Source organism: Rhizobium chutanense (genome assembly GCF_002531935.1).
In the GTDB taxonomy this organism is placed as follows: Bacteria; Pseudomonadota; Alphaproteobacteria; order Rhizobiales; family Rhizobiaceae; genus Rhizobium; species Rhizobium chutanense.
On the sequence record NZ_NWSV01000011.1, the window covers coordinates 102,404 to 120,164 of the forward strand.

Here is a 17,761-nt window from a genome sequence, read left to right on the forward strand (position 1 = left end):
ACGCATTAGTCAATGAAACTTTGTGCCGCAGGGAACGAGGGCGTGCACGACACCGGAGGCGAGAAAAATGGCAGCTCAGAAGAAGCTCACCCGCGCGGAACAGAAAGCGCTGCGGCCCATCCAGATTCTCGATGCCGCCTTCGAGGAATTCGTCAGATCCGGTTTCGCGGGCACGCGCGTCGAAGACATCGCCGATAGGGTGGGTGTCACCAAGGGCACGGTCTACGTCTATTTCGAAACGAAGGAAAAGCTTTTCGAAGCGATGATCAACCACTTCTCCGTGCCGTTTCAGGAACTGCTGGGGATCACCGAGAGCCTCAGCGGCAGCGTCACTGACAGGCTAACCTCCATTCTCGGGCTGCTCTACGAACAGGTCGCCGAGGATCGCACGACCCGCGAGCTGACGCGGCTCGTCATTGCGGAAGGACATCGCTTCCCGGACCTGATCGACCGTCACCACGATCAGTTCATCGAGCCGATCATCGCCAAGGTTGACGCTCTCATTCTGGAAGGGGTTGCGTCCAAGGAGTTTCGCGAGGTTCCGGTGGAATTCTCCGACATCGTGGTGGCGCCTATCCTGACCACGACGGTTCTCAGGCTGATATTCGACGATCGCCGCGTGCCCATTCCCAACAAGGACGCATTCCTGCGGACCTATTTCGACCTGCTGCTGCACGGCCTGCTTGCCAAGCCTCATTGATCACGGAATGACGACAAATACCACGCGAAACGCATAGCTTTTCTCAAGTTTTTATGTGAAAACATCGAGTTAGCGATGCCTTCGAAGGCATGGCCTCAATTCGTGACGGAAAAAGTGGAACGCAAAGTCAATCTCAAGGATGTCGCGCGCGATGCCGACGTGTCGCTGAGCACGGCCTCGCACGCTCTCAACGGAACCGCGCCGCTGACGATCGAGGTGCGCGAGAGGGTTCTGGATTCGGCCAAACGCCTCGGTTACCTCGACCGCCGGCGGAAAAAGGCGACGATCGCCGCCTTGCGTGTCCTGCTTCTTGCCATTCCCGACGATGCCGCGCCGGAAAGCGACCTCAACCTGGTGAGTTGGACGATCCTCAACGGTCTCAGGAGGGAGTGCGAGCGCCGCGGCATCCGAATCGTGCCCTTCGTCAGCACCGGCCGGCGCATCGACGGCACCCAGGTCAGGCAGATCGCGCTCGCCGAGCGTGCCGACGGTATCGTCGTCCTGAACGACGACCAACCAGAACTCATCCGCAGCCTCGCCTCCCCCGACATGCCTGTTGTCATCGTCAATGGCGAGGATCCGGCCATGCTGGTCGATACGGTGACACCCGAAAACCGCTTCGGCGCACGGCTCGGCATCGAGCACCTGCTGGCGCTCGGGCATCGCCGCATCCTGCATCTGACCTGGAAGGGCCGTACGACGATCCAGCGCCGGTATGACGGCTTTTCCGATGCTTATTTCGCCGCCCAGCTTCCAATGCCAACCGATATGATTCTGGAGGCCGAGGGATACGAGCCGAGACACGGCGAGGCGGCCATAAACGCGCTGCTCGACCGCGATCCCACGATGAAAGGCGCGACCGCTGTCTTCTGCGCCGCCGACAATCTGGCGCTCGGCTGCCTGAAGGCCTTGGCCGATCGCGACATCCGCGTGCCCGAAGCGATCTCCGTCCTCGGTTTCGACGATATCGTCCCCGGCGAATTCAGCCGTCCGCCGCTTTCAACGGTCAGCGTTCCCACCGACAAGCTCGGTGCCGCTGCCTTGGCGCTCATCGAACAGAGGCTGATCGCCAACGACCCGCAGCGGCCCGCCCATCGCCTGGAACTCGGGTGCCACCTCGTCTTGCGCGGCAGCATCGCGCCACCCCGCCTCTGAAAGATCCGCCGCGCTCAGCGCGGCGAACTCTCCGCCCGCAGGCGCGTGTCGCGCGGGCTTTCTCCGAAAGCACTGCGATAGATCGCAGAAAACCTGCCGGGATGAAAGAAGCCCCACGTTGTGCAGATGTCGCGAAGGGTTTGCTGGTTGAAGGGATCCCGCAATTGGTCGTGAACGGCTTTCAGCCTAATCGTGCGCAGATAGGCGCCCGGCGACGTTCCCCGAAAGGCCTTGAAGCCCGTTTGCAGCGCGCGCAGTGAAATCCCGACTTGATCCGCCACCATCGACATGGTGAAAGGCTCGGCAATGTTGGCGTGCATATAGTCGATGGCGCGCCGGACATGCCACGGTGCGACAGCCGATACTTTCTTTTTTTCGAAATGGGCGGAAAGACGATGATGGCCAAATCGAATCACCAGGTCGGCGAGCGTTTCGCTCATCGTCGATACGGCCAGCGGCGAGGATAGAAGCGGCCCACCATTGCGCATGCCCTGCACGATGGTTTGCGCGAGGTTGCCGATAAGCCGGCCGGACGGTGTCGCGAGATCCACGACGGGTTCCAAATCGATCGAATCGAGGGTCGGTGTTTCCAGGAGAGAAAAGAGCGTTCGCCTGACGACTTTCCAATCCAGCAACAGCGCATCCAGACAGGGCTGATCGCCTTGAACCGTGCGATCGCCGGCTTGGTGGTTGTTGGCCATGAGAATGCGGCCCGCCCCGCCTTCGACCATCCGGTTGCCGATCGTCAGGCGAATAGATCCCGAGTGCGGAATATAGAAGGCGAGGTGTTGCGGGGTTTCATCGAGCGTTCGAACTTCGAAGGAGCTGTGAAAAACCGAATGAACCGCCGTCAACGAGCCGCTTGCTCTCAAATCGGTGGCCCAGGCGAAGTTTCGCTCATCGTGCAGCGGCTTCGCGCCAAAGACCCCATAGCCAGTCGTAAAGGCTTGCACCATCGACTCGAAGTCATCGCCCTCATGAGTCGGCGTGAAGCCGTAGTCCCGTTCGCGCGGATAAGCCGGTTTCTGAGATCTCAACCATACCATGCAGCTCGGTTCTTCTCCTTTTTCACGCCCGCCGATCCACCGCGCTCTCCATCTTCTCGGATATAGTCCCTTCGTCTCCAGGAAATACCGTCACCTTGGCTGGCTTGGCCGACTTCGATGCGGTAAGCAGGACTTACAAATTGGGGACAGACCCTCGGTTTGACAGAAGCAAAGCATTTCCCTCGGCAGGTTTCACACCTGCAGTGTAAATCAAATCGATCCGAAAATGAAGTACGTCCCTCTCAATCATGTTGCGGCGCAATTCTTGCGGGATACGCAACCTGCGCGCGTTGCCTCCCGCAATGAGCGGGACCTTTTGCGGCTGATTTGGAAGTCGCCGGGGATCGAGCGCTCCGACCTGACCGAGCCTCTCGATCTCACCCAGCAATCGCTGCACAGGATCGTCGGGCGGCTTCACGATCGGGGAATGATCGTCTTTTCCCCATCGGAAACCCGGCGCCCCGGACCGCCCAGTCCCGAGCTTAGCCTCTGCAGGGATTGGTGTTTGACGCTCGGCATCTCCGTGAATGTCGGCTCGATCGGCCTTTGCCTCATGGGCTTCGGAGAACCGTTGGAAAACATGGAAATTCCGCAGACCGGATCGTCGCTCGCCACGGAGATGGCGCGTATCGAAGCGGCGGCCGAAGAGCTTCTTGCACGCCGGGATGCCAAGCGGCGCGATATTCTCGGCGTGGGTCTGGCCGTCGCCGGCCATCGCATGCTGGACACGGCCTTCAACTGCCCGCTGCCGCTTGCTCATTGGTCGTTGATCGACCTGGCGCCCGTGCTAGGAGAGCAGCTCGGCCTGCCGGTCTGGGTAGACAATGTGGCCAGGACCGCCGCCTTGGCCGAAGCGATTTTCGGCGTCGGCCGCGATGTCGCGGATTTCGCCTATATCGCCCATCTTCACGGTTATGGCGGCGGCCTCGTTTCCGGCGGAATGCCGTTTCGGGGCAGCTTCGGCAATGCCGGCGAATATTCCGTTCTTTTCAATCGTCAGGAATACGACGATCGCCCCGCGCTCAGCCTCCTGCTTCAACATCTTCATGCCAAGGGTCGCGCCGACCTGACGCTGGCGGACTTGAAAGACGAGGCTTTGGTGCAATGGGACGGCGTCGCGGAATGGGTCGACCGCGTCGCGCCGGCACACAATCGAGCCATCAATGCGATCTGCGCCGTCTTCGACCCGGCCTTGATCGTGCTCGGCGGCGGGTTTCCGCATTCGCTGGCACGAATGCTGATAGACCGGACCGAATTCAACAATCTGCCTCGGCACGGCGTCCTGCGGGATGTCCCCAGCCTTGCGGTGGCTGAGGTCGTCGATGCCCCCGGCGCCATCGGCGCGGCCTTGATCCCGCTCTTCGAAACCGTTTTGTGACCCCAATGAATTCGCCGTCACGAAAACCTATGTGCCGCTCCATGAATGAATGCCGAGCAGGCGATCGGACCTGAACCGCTCCTGTCCGAAGCGGTAAGGCAGAGCCGGAAGCGCGCCGCACCGATCAGCTTCGATGCGGCGCGCTTCAGCCGCGCTCGGAGATACGAATGCGGTGTCACGGCGGGGAGAAGATCCGGCTCCACGGCTCGACCCCGTTTTCGGGGATTATACGCCGGCCACTCTATTTCATGCCGGTCCCGGCAATGCCTGTCGTGATGTACTTCTGCAGGAACAGGAAGACGACGGTGACGGGCAGCAGGCTGAGGAAGGTCATCGCCAGGATATAGTGCCACTGCACCGAGAACTCGCCCTGGAAGGCGTTGAGGCCGACCTGCAGCGTGAAATTCTCGCGGCTGTTGAGAACGATCAACGGCCAGAGAAAGTCGTTCCAGCGCCAAAGCACCGAAAAGATCGCCAGAACCGCGAGCGCCGGCGCCGTCAGCGGCAGGATGATGCGCCAGAAGATGCAGAATTCGCTCGCCGCATCGACGCGCGCCGCCTCGATCAGCTCATCGGGGATCGTCAGCATATATTGCCGCAACAGGAAGACGGCGGTCGGAGAGGCGATCGTCGGCAGGATGACGCCCCAGAGATTGTCGGCAAGCCCGACCCCGACAATGACGAGATAGGCCGGCACCATGACGACGGCGAGCGGGATCATCAGGGTCGAGATGATGATAACGAAAACCGTCGTGTCGCCGCGAAACTTGTATTTCGACAGCGCAAAGGCCGCCATGGCGTTGACGATAAGCGTCAGAAGCGTCGCAACCACGGTGACGAACACCGAATTTTTCAGGAAGGTCAGGAAGTTGAAGCGCGTCAGCGGATCGGTGTAATTCTCGGTGGCGACAGTCAGGTGCTGCACCGGCGTGATCCCCTTCACGTCGACGCTGACCGGCTGCCCCGGATTTGCCGGATCGACCATCTGGGCCTTGAGGCCGATGCGTCTGATCATGGCCATTTCGCGCTGCTGACCGTCGATGGTGACCTGCCAGAGGCTGAGCGGTTTGTCGAAGCCGGGCACGGTCTGCTCCACGGCGGCGCGCGGCAGCAGGCTCGGCGGAAAACGGGTGATTTCGGCCGCCGGCTTCAGCGAGGAGAGGCCGGCCCAGACGACCGGAACAAGCACCGCCAGCGTTCCGCCGATCAGCCAGACCCATGACAAAATATCGGTGATGTCGACGCGTCCGGCCCGGCGCGTGCGCATCATGAAGCGGATCGGGTTCATAGAGCTGTTCATCTCAGGACTCCATTCGCTTGCCCAAGCGCAGTTGGATGAGGGTGAGAACCAGAAGCACCAATCCCATGAGAACCGATGCGGCAGAGGCAAGACCGAAGAGGCGCAGATCGCTGCTGAAGGCCATCTGGTAGATATATTGGACGATGAAACTGTTGGCTGTGCCCGGACCGCCGCCGTTGGTCAGAACCCACGCCTCGTCGAAGATCTGCACGGACTTGATCATCAGCAGGATGAAGACGACGAGCAGGTTCGGTGCCAGCAGCGGCAGCGTAATCCTGAACAGGGTGCGGCGCGGCGAAGCGGCATCGATGGAGGCGGCCTCATAGAGTTCCTTCGGGATCGCCTGCAGGCCGGCGAGCAGGATGAGGGTGTAAAAGCCCATATGGAACCAGACCGACACCACCACGACGAAGAAGCGCGACCAGCCGACATCGAGCAGGAAGATTTCAGGCGGCACGCCGATCATCTGGAAGAAGGCGTTCAGCAACCCGTTGCGATCGAGGAACCATTTCCAGATCAGGCCGATGACGACGGGCGACAGCAGGACGGGATAGAAGAACATCGCCCGGAAGAAGCCGCGCGCAAAGATCGCCCGATTGAGGATCAGCGCCGTGATCAAAGCCACCAGCAATGTGGCGGTGACATTCAATGCCACGAACCAGAGCGTGTTCCACACCGCCGTCCAGAACAGCGATTCCTGGCAGGTTCCCGGCTGCAGATAATTGCCGCAGGAAAGCAGGGCGCGAAAATTGTCGAAGCCGACGAAGGGCCGCTCCGAGACGAAAAGATTGGTGCCGCCGGTGAAGGCGTAACCAACCGCGATCGCGATCGGAAGGAAGGTGAAGATGGCAAACAGAACAAGGTTCGGCGCCAGAAACAGCCAGGGCATGCGCTTGCGGCCGAAGACGCGCTCGACCGCATTCATCGGAGCCTCGACCACCCTCATCGCCATTTCACCCGCCTGGGAGAGCAATGCACCAGCCGCCATGGTCAGCGCCTCCCCTGTCCGGGCCGACGGGCAAAAGCAAGTTCGGTCTTGGGATCGAACAGATGAATACGTGCCGGATCGGCATCGATCACGAGCCGGTCGCCCTGGTGAGGCGCGAAATGGCCGGCCTCGTGGATGATGATCTGCTCGTCCTGTCCTTCGAGATTGCCGTAGACATAGGTCTCGGTTCCCAGGCCTTCGTGATACTGCACGACGAAGGGCAGTCCCTGTCCGCTGGACCGCGAGAAATGAGCAGGCCTTATGCCGGCGAGAACCTCCTGCCCGATGGCAATGCCGGCGGGATCGACATCGCTGACGATCCTGCCGCCGTTGGCGACATCGATGGCGATGCCGCTTTCCGTGATGGCCGCAACCTTGCCCTTGATGATGTTCATGCGCGGCGAGCCAAGGAAGCCGGCGACGAAGAGATTGCGCGGGTGGTCGAAGAGTTCGAGCGGCGCGCCGACCTGCTCGACCCGCCCGGCACGCAGCACGACGATCTTGTCGGCCATGGTCATCGCCTCGACCTGGTCGTGGGTGACATAGATCATCGTCGTCTTGATTTCGCGGTGGAGCTTGGTGATCTCGGCCCGGGTCTGGACGCGCAAGGCGGCGTCGAGATTGGACAGCGGCTCGTCGAAGAGGAAAATATCCGGTTCGCGCACGATGGCCCGGCCGATCGCCACACGCTGGCGCTGGCCGCCGGAAAGCTGCTTCGGGCGCCGGTCGAGATAAGGTTCGATCGCCAGCATCCTGGCGGCCTCGGCAATCCGCGCCTCGATCTCGGCGCGCTTGAACTTCAGATTCTCCAGGCCGAAAGCGAGGTTCTTGCGAACGCTCATATGCGGATAAAGCGCGTAGGACTGGAACACCATGGCGATCTTGCGCTCGGCCGGCGACAGGGCGCTGACGTCCCGGGCTCCGATCGCAATTCCGCCCGACGTCACCTCTTCGAGGCCGGCGATGACGCGCAAAAGGGTCGACTTGCCGCATCCCGACGGGCCGACGAAGACGACGAATTCGCCGTCCTTGATGTCGAGTTCGACGTCATGCAGGACTTTGACGGAGCCATATGACTTGTTGACGGTGGAAAGTTTCAGTTCTGCCATGTCCCGCTCCCATCATGTGCCGCCGTTTCGAGGACGACGTCGTTTTCGTTCCAGCCTTGCGGCAGCGGTGCCGGCCGTGTGATCCGCACCTCGTTCATCAAGATCCCGGTAACGCCGGCTACGTAGACGGCCGGCATTCCGCCGGGATAATCCTGCAGGCCGATCACCCGGCCGTCCGAACCGCGGGTCCAGGCATTGGCTCGCCCGCCGCCATCGGCCTTCGGCGCGAGGTCGGCATTCGTCGGGCGCAGGTCATAGGTCCGCCCGGTGCCGATCGCCCCGGGCCGCTGATCTATGGCGATACGGGTCAGCGACACGTTCCGGATGCCAGAAGGTGCTGCCGCAATGATGGTGATCGCGCCTTCCATACAGCCGGTCACGTCTTCGACGATGAGATTTTCAACGGCGCCCGCAGGGCGTTCGGCGATACGGTCGACGACATTGACGGTCAGCGCCTCCCCCGAGCCCCAGAAACCATCCGGTGTTTCCTTGCACTCTACCGAAATTCTGGAAAACCTCACATTCGAGATACGGCCGCCGTCGCGGGAAAATATGCCGAGCGCCCGGTTGGAAGACGAGACGCTGCAATCCTCGAACAGGACATTGGTGACGTCGCCATGTGTTTCCGTGCCGATCTTCAGCGCGCAGCTCAAGCTCTGAACGGAGCAGCGGCGCACGAGAATGTTCTCGCACCGGCCGATGGCGACGCCTTCAGGGCCGATGCTCGTCTTCAGGCAGATGCCGTCATCGGCCGTCGATATCTCGCAATCCTCGATGACGGCGCCGCGGCAGGCATCGAGCACGATGCCATCCGTATTGGGAAGGCGGCGGTCGTTTTCGATCGTCACGTTGCGGACCGCGACGTCGGTGCAGTCGACGAAGTGCAGCGTCCACATCGGCGAGCGGCTGATGGTAACGGAACTGATCTCGACCTCGTCGCAGCCTTCGAAGACCACGACGCGGGGACGGAATTCGGCCGGGATGAAGGTTCCGACAGTCTCGTCGTCGCCTGTGATGAAACTCTCGCAACCGGCTTCGATGCGCCCTTCCCCCGTCAGGCCGATCCGCCGCGCGCCTTTGGCGACAATCATGCCGCGATCCGACTTCTCGGCGATCACCGAAACCGTCGTATGCGCATAAGCCGCATAGTCGGGGACCGGACGCAGGATCGCGCCCGCGGCAAGGTGCAGATCGACGCCGGAGCGCAGCCGGAGCCCCTGGCAAGTGTGGATGCCTGCCAGGAGCTCCAGGCGCCCGCCGCCAGAAGCGGAAAGGCTGTCGATCTCAGCTTGCAGACGGTCGGTATTGTCGCCGTCGAGCGCTTCGATCGCGACGAGGGAGGTGGCACTCATTGGCGGCAGCCGCTTTCGATAAGGACTTCCGTCAGAAGCAGCATGGTCAGCGCCTGGCCGTAAGGCGTCGGCAGGTTCGGGATGCGCCGATAAAAATCGAGATCGTGACCCATCGGCGTGCCGTCAGAAACGCCGTGGACGACGCCTTCCTCGTCGATCTCAGCCAGCACCGCCGCAAGCGCGCGCTCGGCATAGATCTTGTCGCTCTTGTCGAGAATGCCGGCATCGATGGCGCGCAAGATGCCGTAGGCGATGCCTGCCGTGGCCGAGGTTTCGAGCGGCGAGGACGGATCGTCGAGAAGTGTCGTGAACATACCGTCCGGCCGTTGATATGCCTTCAGCGAGCGCACCTGGCTGACGAGGACGTTCGACAGGAAACGCCGGTCCTTCTCGCCGAGCGTCGGGACGAGATCGAAGAGTTCGGGGATCGCCACCGTGATCCAGGCATTGCCGCGCGCCCAGAAGGCCTTGGCGAAATTGTGCCGGCCGTTGAAGGTCCAGCCGTGATACCAGAGTCCGCTCACCGGGTCCGAGAGATAGCGGGTGTGGATCACGAACTGATAGACGGCCTCGTCGATCCAGTCGTTGCGCCCGCAGAGCACGCCCGCCTGGGCGAGGAAGAGACCGGCCATGAACAGCGTATCGTCCCACAATTCGCCGTCGTTGAGGCGTTCCTTGACGACATGCTGGAAGCCGCCATCTTCGGTCTTCGGCAATTCCTTGACGAGCCAGTCGGCCCAGTCCTCGACGAGGGCGCGGAAATCGGGGCGGTCGACATGCTGGACGAGGATCGCCAGCGGCAGCATCGGCGCCGTGCTGTTGATCTGACGCGGTGGGATGCCGCGTTCGATCTGAGCGCCGTACCAGGCAACGAGTTCCTGCAGCGCTTTCTGGTCGTTGGCGGAAATCGCGCGCCTGAGGAATCCGTAAAGGCCGACGCCGACTTCCCAGTCCCATTCGTCGAACTGGATGCCGGAGGCGGCATTGTCCGTGACGAGACCTTCCTTGATGCCCTTGAGCCGGCTGAAAGCCGTCGCCACGCGATCGATCGTCGTCAGGAGGGCGGCGTTGTCGACAGATGCTGTGTTCATGCTGGAGACCTATGTTTCAGGAGTAGAACGGCCCGTCAGTGCCGGCTTGGGACGCGGCGCTGTCGTGGGTGAGGATCGGGTGCGGCTGATCATGCGTGAACGGCCGGGGTTTGCCGGCGATCGAAAGACCGTCGGCATAAGAGAGGGAGATCGCAGGCCCGCCCGGCGGCGTCAGCGCAAGACGCCGAAGCGCGGAATCGAAGGAAACCGTCGTCTGGCACAGGCGTTCGAGGAAAGCCTTGAAGGCGTCGCCATTGCCGCATCCGACGATAGCCGCCCAGCCGCAGAGCGGCCCGTAGGAGCGCGCCTCGCGGCCGGCGGTCGGCCCATCGGTGATCAGTTCCAGGCCGTTCGACGCCCAGAGGGCGGAAAATCCCCTGCCCGAGCGCGCGATCAGCCACTTGTCTTCGACGATCAGATCGTCGAGGCCGTCGCGGCCGATATAGGCGTGCGTCCAGGCATGCCGCGCATCGCCTGTATCCTCAATCAGAAGGGCGACGTCGCGATGCTGGGCGACACGCGGCAGGATGCCGTTGCCGGCCCAATAGGAAGGTCTTTGATTGCCCCACGGGTCGTCTTCGCCGGGATGGTTGATCCAGAGCCTCGCCATCGGATGGCCGGCGAGCCTGACATCGAGAACGTGCTGCTGATGCCCCTTCCGGCCGGTCTTGTGGTCGACGACGGTCGAAAGCTGCGCGGCCTCGTTCTTGTAGAGCACGAGCTTTCCGCTCTCCAGCCCTTGGCTGTAGCGCGCCTCGACGCTGCGTCCTCGCGGAAGTGCGGCAAGATCGACAAGATCGGCCGGCGGCTCATAATCGCCGGCGCAGAACATGGTCAATGCCGCCACACCATTGTTCAGCCAGCCGGTGCCAAAAGCGACCTGGGCAAAGGGCGCAAGCTCGGTCAGCGGACCGGCGCGCAATTCCTTGTCATAGGCGCGGCCCTGCGAGCCGGCCGGAACGCCGGCGAGCGTATGAAGGGCGATCATGCGGAAGATGAGATCGATCTGGCCGCGGGCGCGATCGGCGATCCCGCTTTCGGCCCAGCGCTCCAGCGCCAGCAGGCCGATGAAATCGATCGGGTAATAGGCGGCCGAGTTCCATTCCGCCAGGCCATGGGCCTCGACGCTGTCGAACCAGCGCCCGAGGCGCCCGATGGCGAGTTCCGCCTGCTGCCGACCCGTGCGCCCCGAGGCCGAGAACACGTCGTCGGGCAGGAGGAGCCCGGCCAGAAGCTGGCTGGTATGGAAGCAGAGCACATGGTTCTCGCTCCAGAACCACATCGCATCATTGCCCGGCTCGTCGACCCAGTAGCGGTAGGAGAGAACGGAATGACGGATGCGGTCGACCGTGGCCTTGGGCATGCGGTCGCCATAGGCGCCGAGCAGCCACAGGAGCGGCACCATGATGAAATCCGAGCAATCCTCGCGCTGATCGATGGAGGCGAGCGTCGCATCGATGATGCGGTCGAAGCTTTCCCGATCATCGTAGCCGGTTTCCATCATCGCGATGAGACGCCCGGCGCGATTGGCGCCGAAGCGGGCGCTGTATTCCAGCGCCTGCCGCTTGCGGGCGGCAAGCGATGCCTCGGCCGGCATTGGCGAAAGGCTGCTCATAAAGGCGGCATCGATGACGCGGGTGACCGAGCCCGTCCCGGAACCGATCGTCATGTGGATGCCGTGGTAGCCATCCGCAATGCCTGAGACATCCTCGGCGATCAGACGGCTCTGATGCGCACGCAGGGTCAGTTTCGAATGGGCGAAAACGGGCCGCTCATGGCCATGGCCGACGACCTTCAGTTCCACCGGCAGGTCGCGCTCGGGCGCCGTGTCGAAGATGATTTCCAGCGGCTCTCTGACGAAGACGTCGCGGGCCGGGCGTACGCCGCGCGAAAGGCCCTCCAGCTCGCGCACCTCGTCCTGGTCGAGCGCCACCGGCAGCAGCACCGAGAGCGGCTCTTTGTCCAGCATCTCCAGCTCGAAGAACCAGGTCGTGTCGCGCTCGGCAAGATCTTCGGTATGGACGAGAATCTCGTTGTCGCCCGCGTCGAGCGGCAGCGTTATCTCAGTTGCGCTTTCGACATTGCGCTTGAATGGCTCGAAGCGCACCGCCTGCTGCCCGTTGACCCAGATGCGAACGCCGCCGCAAGTCTTGAGCGCGAGCGTGAGCAGGCGGGGAGCGTCCGCCCTGAACGTGCCCTTCAGCCATCGCCTGACATGGGTCGGCACATGCCAGAAGCTGGTAAACTCGACGCGGCGGTTGGAGCCGGGAAGATAGAGGCTTTCGGTTGGCCAGGACGTGTCGGGCGCCAGCGCCCGCCCCACCATGGTCGACCAGAAAGCCTTGCGGCAAGGCAGGTCGCCGACATCGACGAAACCATTGATGAAGCGATAGTTCACGCGATCTTCGGCCGGGGCCGGCTCGCCGGGAAAATAGCTGGCAATGAGGCCGGAAACGGCCCATGCCGTCACCGTCTGCCCCTCGGCCACGCTGTATGCCGGCGCCGTCTCGCCCGGCTGCTTGATGCTTTCCGCTTTCACAGATCGCCTCCTCCGCAATCCTATGAAAATATTTTCATTAGGTCTTCTGGTGCGTGATTTTTGAAAATTGCTCAAAAACATCGCTATTTGCGTAGAAAATAGCTTGACGGAACGAATGTCAAGTATATGAAATTCACTTATCGATGGCTGAGGCCGCGATTGATGAAAATGTTTTCATGGGAGGATGAAAATGAAAACGTATCTATCAGGGGCTTTCGCATTGGCGCTGGCCACCGTTTCTTTCGCATGGTCGAGCGTCGCCATGGCGGAAACCCAGACGATCACCTTTCTCTTCACCGACGACGACCAGGCTTACGTCGAGCGGATGGAAGCGCTGAGCAAGGAATTCGAGACGGCGCATCCCGACATCAAGGTGAATTTCGTCTCGTCGGGCTATGATGCCGTCGCCAAGCAGCTGCCGGTGCAGCTTGCCATCGGCGAAGGCCCCGACGTTGCCAAGATCACCGACTGGCAGCTGGCGCCCTATTACCTCGACATGCGCCCGCTGATGAAGGATCCGGACGGCTTCGCCAAGCTGCATGGCGACAGCCTGAACACGCTTCGCTTCCCCGGCGTCAACGATCCGAACTCGATCAACGGCTATGTCGCGTCGCAGACCTTCAACCTGCCCTTCGTCAACAAGACGCTGTTCGAACAGGCGAAGGAACCGCTTCCGAAGCCGACCGCCACGCTGAAGGACATTGTCGAAGCCTCGGCGCGCGTCGCCAAGGCGACCGGCGCCCAGATCCCCTTCACCATGGACCGCTCGGGCCATCGCTTCTCGGGCGCTGCCTTCTCCTACGGCTCGAACTACGTCAAGGACGGCAAGTTCTCGTTCCCCGACGATGCGGCCAAGCACTACATCACCGATCTCTACAACTGGACGAAAGACGGCTCTTTCCCGAAGGAAATGTGGGGCGCGGCCGGCGGAACCCAGTACAAGAACATGGGTGACGAGTTCGTCAACGGCAATGTCGTGACCTATCTCGCCGGCAACTGGATGGTCAATCCGTTCCAGAAGAAGATCGGCGACGCCTTCGACTGGACGGCGATCAGCGCACCCTGCGGCGATGCCGGTTGCTATGCGATGCCGGGCGGCACCGCCATCGTCGGCTTCAAGCGCACCAAGTACCCGCAGGCCGTCGCTTCGTTCATCGAGTTCCTCGGCTCTGAAAAGGTCCAGCGTGAAATCGCCGAAAACTACGTCATCCTGACCGGCGCCGACATCAAGGACCCGCAGTACAAGCTCGAGAGCAAGAACGCCAAGGAGGCCATGGCCGTCTTCCTCGCAAGCCGCAACAGCGCACCGAAGGCAGCACGCGACCTGGAACGTCTCAAGGGATCCTCCGCCATCTATCAGCTCATCGTCCAGAGAATGAGCCAGCTGATCGTCGGCGAGCTTTCCCTCGACGATACGTTCAAGGCGATGAGCGCTGACGTCGACAAGGTCAACGTGGCCCTCGCCGCCAACAAGTAACCGGCCGCGCCTGTCTCCCACAGATTGCGCGCTGCATCAGCCACGACCTCGCAACGGGCCGTGGCTGATCGTTTTTTGGCCCTTGCCATGCCGCCGTTTCCAACACTTCGACCGGTTTCGAATTGTCGATGGCCTGAACACGCTACGTCTCCGCCAAGGTAGCATCATGAATGTCATCGGAAACACCAGGGGCGCGTGGCCGAATGCAGAGACCTTGTGCAGTCCATCGGTCTTCCAGGCGCCATCACTTCGGCAAAAACGGTCCTGCGTTCCGATACAGGATGTAACCCGCGACCATTGAGATGAGCACTGCGAAGAGCCGGTTGAGGACGTTCTTGTACGCGCTCAGACGGGTGGCAAGGAGCATGCCGAACGTTCCTCCTATGATGCCGCCGCCGATGAACTCCGCGGCGAGCCGCCAGTCCACCAGCCCTGAACTGGCATAGTTCAAGGCCGTCGCCAGACCGAACACACCGACAGACAGAAGCGAAGTGCCGATCGCATTGATCATCGGCATGCCCGTGGCCAGCATCAGGCCGGGAACGATCAGGAACCCCCCGCCGATGCCAAAGAACCCGGATGTAGCGCCAGCGGCGAGTGCCACGGCGCCGGTGGCAAGACACATCCTCAAGTCGACCGGGCGACATTCCACCGCCACCGCCTTTTTAGGCTTCAACATCAGGATGCCGACGACCAGCATCAGAATACCGAACAGGAAGATCAGATGGTCTCCATCCATCGCCTTGCCGAGGCTGGAACCAGCGAGAGCACCGACGATGCCGAGTGAGGAGAAGACGACCGCACAGCGCCACCACACGTGCCCCTTGATTGCATGGCTGGCAAAGTTCGCAAAGGCGTTCACCGAAACCGCGAGCGCTCCGGTGCCTATGGCGACATGCGGCTGCGCCACGCCGACGACGTAAAGCAGCAATGGGGTGGCCAGAATGGATCCGCCTCCCCCCAGGAGACCGAGCATGAACCCGACGAGCCCGCCGGAACCGATTGTCGACAAACTCGAATAGCTCACGGACGCCGGTTCCATACTCTGTCATGCAAGATCATCCCGACCAGCATCGCCACGACAAAGGGGACCGTCTGGGGAAGACCGACCGAGAGGGAAGTGACTGCCGGACCGGGACAGAAGCCGCCGATCCCCCAGCCCAGGCCGAACAAGGCGGAACCTACGACCAAAGGCGCATCGATCTCACGTTTCTCCGGCACATGGAAGCTGTCGTCGAAGGCTGGATGCCTCATCCGTTTCATGGCCTGCATGCCGATGAAAGTGACGATCGCCGCACCGCCGAGAACGAATGCCAGGCTTGGATCCCAGGCGCCGAAGATATCGAGGAAGCTTTGAACGCGAACAGGATTCACCATGCCGGATAAGGATAACCCGAAGCCGAAGACGATGCCGGACGCGAGTGCTGCGGAGGATTGGCGGAGATTTCTGTTCATGATCCGAGAGCTCGCAGAACTGCGACGGCGACCACGCCTGCCGTCAGAAAGGTGGCGACCGCCACCATCGATCTCAGCGACATGCGGGCAAGCCCGAGCACACCGTGTCCGCTGGTGCAGCCCGAACCCATTCTTGAGCCGAAACCGACGAGCAATCCGGCAAGGACGATCAGCGGCCAGCCGGCGGTGATCTGCACGGTCGGCAAGTCGCCGAACATCATGAGGTAGAGTAGCGGCCCGAGAAGCAGCCCAAGGACGAAGGCAAGGTTGGTCGTCATACCAGCGCCTTGTATCAGGCGACCGATGATCCCGCTGACCCCGGCAATCCGGCCGTTAAGCAGGAGAAGGATGACCGCAGAGGTGCCGATCAGCATGCCTCCGCCCAATGACGGAAGATACGCACTCATTTTTCTTCCTTTGCGCAGAAAATGTCGTACAGCGCGCCAACCAGTTGTGCGGCCTTCTCCTCTGTCAGCCGGTAGAAGATCTGCTTGCCTTCCCGCCGGGTTTCGACGATGCCCGAACCGCGCAGAACCGTCAGATGCTGCGACAGATGCGGTTGATGGACTTCAACCTTCTCTTCCAGCTCGCCGACCGAATACTCCCCCTGCGCAAGCGTGCAGACGATCATCAGGCGCGCCGCATGAGACAATGTCTTCAGCAGGTCGGCGACCTCGCCGGCACGCGACAACAGTTCGGCGGGAGATGGCCCCGCTTTCATCATCTCTTTCGGATCGGAACTCATGCCCATGCGGCTCCCTGCAGCGCGTTCAACGGAAACTTGAGATAGCGCGTTCCGTTGGCTTCGGGTTCCGGCAGCCGCCCGCCGCGTATGTTCACCTGCAAGGCATGCAGGATCAGCTTCGGCATCGGCAACGTCTTATCGCGCTTGGTTCGCAGCGCCACGAACTCTTCTTCCGTCGCGCCGGCAAGATGCGGATTGGACTTTTTCTGATCCGCGACCGTCCTTTCCCAGCGAGGCGCGCGACCGTCGGGCTGATAATCGTGGCCCGTAAAGATCCGAGTATCGTCCGACTGCGCCAGAATGTCCTGGATCGACCTCCAGAGAATGCGGGCATCGCCGCCGGGGAAATCGGCGCGCGCCGTGCCGCTATCGGGCATGAAGAGCGTGTCGTGCACAAAGGCGGCATCGCCAATCACATAAGTGACAGAGGCAAGCGTATGCCCCGGCGAGAACAGCACCTTCGCGTCGATCGAACCGATCCTGAAGGTTTCGCCATCAGCGAACAGCCGGTCCCATTGCGAACCATCGGTCGCGAAATCCGGCCAATTATAGATGCCCTTCCATAGCTTCTGGACGTCGACGACGCGCTCGCCGATGGCTGTGCGAGCACCGGTCTTCTCCTTCAGATACTGGGCCGCCGAGAAGTGGTCGGCATGCGGATGGGTATCGAGAATCCATTCAACGATGAGGTCGTGATCACTGATATAGTCGAGAATGGCATCGGCATTGACGGTCGCCGTTGCTCCGGCCTTCTCGTCGAAATCGAGAACCGGATCGATGATGGCACATTTGCGCGTGGCCGGATCGGATACCACATACTGGACGCTCCAAGTGCGTTTGTCGAATAAGCCCTTCACCTGCGGCCTGCGCGCTGCATGCTTATCAAGCCAGGCTGCGACGGAAGCTGTGTCGAAACCGCGGCTGCGGCCGAACTCGACGACCTCACCGATAGACATGCGACCATCCAGAACCTCACCGATGAGGTAAAGGCTCAAAGAGCGTTTGCCTGTCTGGCAATGCGCAACGACGGCCCCCTCCCCCTCATTGACGGCCCGCTGGAAAGCACGCACGTCCGCTTCGGTGACCGTATCGGCCGTGACCGGAATGAACCTGTAGGACAGGCCACAGCGTTTCGCCTCCTGCGCTTGTGCGCGCGTCCCCGGCTGGACGGAGTCTTCGTGGTCCGGCCTGTTGTTGATGAGGGTCCGGAACCCGCTATCCCTCAGCAACCGGATGTCCTCGATACTCGGCTGCGGCGAGACCGAGAGTTTCTCCGAAATTGCGGTGACAGGCATGATTGGCTCCGTGGCAAAAACATTATACATTCTAATATAATATATATATTTTTAATTTTTGCGAGTCAAGCGGCAGCCGATACAGTCTCCACATCCGATGGCGAAGCCGTCGTGACACGAGCCTCGGGAGA

Annotated in this window: 16 protein-coding genes; 4 read left to right on the top strand and 12 right to left on the bottom strand. The window is 61.6% G+C overall.

All coding sequences use genetic code 11. The features are described from left to right. Window positions 1-67 precede the first annotated feature (67 nt). Together CO666_RS18260 and CO666_RS18265 are read left to right on the top strand one after the other, a co-directional pair. A complete protein-coding gene (locus CO666_RS18260; RefSeq protein WP_097613614.1) occupies window positions 68-700 on the top strand; it encodes a TetR/AcrR family transcriptional regulator in 633 nt (210 codons plus the stop codon). Between the two features lie 75 nt (window positions 701-775). Further along, window positions 776-1,855, top strand: coding sequence for a LacI family DNA-binding transcriptional regulator (locus tag CO666_RS18265; RefSeq protein ID WP_179869711.1), 1,080 nt, complete (start codon window positions 776-778; stop codon window positions 1,853-1,855). A 14-nt stretch (window positions 1,856-1,869) separates the two neighbouring features. Here CO666_RS18265 and CO666_RS18270 read toward each other — a convergent pair whose 3' ends face one another. Then, window positions 1,870-2,901, bottom strand: coding sequence for an AraC family transcriptional regulator (locus CO666_RS18270; RefSeq protein WP_097613615.1), 1,032 nt, complete (start codon window positions 2,899-2,901; stop codon window positions 1,870-1,872). Window positions 2,902-3,127: 226 nt separating this feature from the next. Here CO666_RS18270 and CO666_RS18275 point away from each other — a divergent pair, with 226 nt between their 5' ends. Further along, window positions 3,128-4,279: an ROK family transcriptional regulator gene (locus tag CO666_RS18275; protein ID WP_097613616.1), complete on the top strand. Its 1,152-nt coding sequence runs from the start codon at window positions 3,128-3,130 to the stop codon at window positions 4,277-4,279. 241 nt (window positions 4,280-4,520) lie between these two features. Here the strand turns inward: CO666_RS18275 and CO666_RS18280 are convergent, their stop codons facing one another. The 6 genes from CO666_RS18280 to CO666_RS18305 are packed head-to-tail and all read right to left on the bottom strand — an operon-like array spanning window position 4,521 to window position 12,658. Beyond that, window positions 4,521-5,567, bottom strand: a complete 1,047-nt coding sequence (locus CO666_RS18280; RefSeq protein WP_179869714.1) for a carbohydrate ABC transporter permease — start codon at window positions 5,565-5,567, stop codon at window positions 4,521-4,523. Window positions 5,568-5,580: 13 nt separating this feature from the next. Further along, window positions 5,581-6,567 carry a carbohydrate ABC transporter permease gene (locus tag CO666_RS18285; protein WP_097613618.1) on the bottom strand — a complete coding sequence of 329 codons (987 nt, stop codon included), beginning with the start codon at window positions 6,565-6,567 and terminating at the stop codon, window positions 5,581-5,583. 2 nt (window positions 6,568-6,569) lie between these two features. Next, window positions 6,570-7,676 carry an ABC transporter ATP-binding protein gene (locus tag CO666_RS18290; RefSeq protein WP_097613619.1) on the bottom strand — a complete coding sequence of 369 codons (1,107 nt, stop codon included), beginning with the start codon at window positions 7,674-7,676 and terminating at the stop codon, window positions 6,570-6,572. Beyond that, the gene (pglB, locus tag CO666_RS18295) at window positions 7,664-9,028 is read right to left on the bottom strand and encodes a polygalacturonase PglB (RefSeq protein ID WP_097613620.1); all 1,365 of its coding nucleotides are present in this window, start codon (window positions 9,026-9,028) and stop codon (window positions 7,664-7,666) included. The genes CO666_RS18290 and pglB overlap by 13 nt, the downstream gene beginning before the upstream one ends. Beyond that, window positions 9,025-10,119, bottom strand: a complete 1,095-nt coding sequence (gene bglB / locus CO666_RS18300) for a beta-galactosidase BglB (protein WP_097613621.1) — start codon at window positions 10,117-10,119, stop codon at window positions 9,025-9,027. Before bglB ends, pglB begins: the two co-directional genes overlap by 4 nt. Before the next feature lie 16 nt (window positions 10,120-10,135). Continuing rightward, window positions 10,136-12,658 (bottom strand): hypothetical protein, encoded by a 2,523-nt coding sequence (locus CO666_RS18305; RefSeq protein WP_097613622.1) that lies wholly within the window; start codon window positions 12,656-12,658, stop codon window positions 10,136-10,138. A gap of 190 nt (window positions 12,659-12,848) precedes the next feature. On the opposite strand from CO666_RS18305, the gene CO666_RS18310 reads away from it, so the two are divergent. Further along, on the top strand, window positions 12,849-14,135 hold the full coding sequence (locus CO666_RS18310; protein WP_097613623.1) for an ABC transporter substrate-binding protein: 1,287 nt from the start codon (window positions 12,849-12,851) through the stop codon (window positions 14,133-14,135). Window positions 14,136-14,379: 244 nt separating this feature from the next. On the opposite strand, the gene CO666_RS18315 is transcribed toward CO666_RS18310, so the two are convergent. The 5 genes from CO666_RS18315 to blh are packed head-to-tail and all read right to left on the bottom strand — an operon-like array spanning window position 14,380 to window position 17,630. Continuing rightward, window positions 14,380-15,177: a sulfite exporter TauE/SafE family protein gene (locus CO666_RS18315; protein ID WP_097613624.1), complete on the bottom strand. Its 798-nt coding sequence runs from the start codon at window positions 15,175-15,177 to the stop codon at window positions 14,380-14,382. After that, complete coding sequence (locus tag CO666_RS18320) at window positions 15,159-15,590, bottom strand: YeeE/YedE family protein (protein ID WP_097613625.1); 432 nt, start codon at window positions 15,588-15,590, stop codon at window positions 15,159-15,161. Before CO666_RS18320 ends, CO666_RS18315 begins: the two co-directional genes overlap by 19 nt. Next, on the bottom strand, window positions 15,587-15,997 hold the full coding sequence (locus CO666_RS18325) for a YeeE/YedE family protein (protein WP_097613626.1): 411 nt from the start codon (window positions 15,995-15,997) through the stop codon (window positions 15,587-15,589). The genes CO666_RS18320 and CO666_RS18325 overlap by 4 nt, the downstream gene beginning before the upstream one ends. Next, window positions 15,994-16,341 carry a sulfite-sensing transcriptional repressor BigR gene (gene bigR / locus CO666_RS18330; protein ID WP_097613627.1) on the bottom strand — a complete coding sequence of 116 codons (348 nt, stop codon included), beginning with the start codon at window positions 16,339-16,341 and terminating at the stop codon, window positions 15,994-15,996. Before bigR ends, CO666_RS18325 begins: the two co-directional genes overlap by 4 nt. Continuing rightward, the gene (gene blh / locus CO666_RS18335; RefSeq protein WP_097613685.1) at window positions 16,332-17,630 is read right to left on the bottom strand and encodes a bifunctional sulfur transferase/dioxygenase Blh; all 1,299 of its coding nucleotides are present in this window, start codon (window positions 17,628-17,630) and stop codon (window positions 16,332-16,334) included. The genes bigR and blh overlap by 10 nt, the downstream gene beginning before the upstream one ends. Window positions 17,631-17,761: the final 131 nt, after the last annotated feature.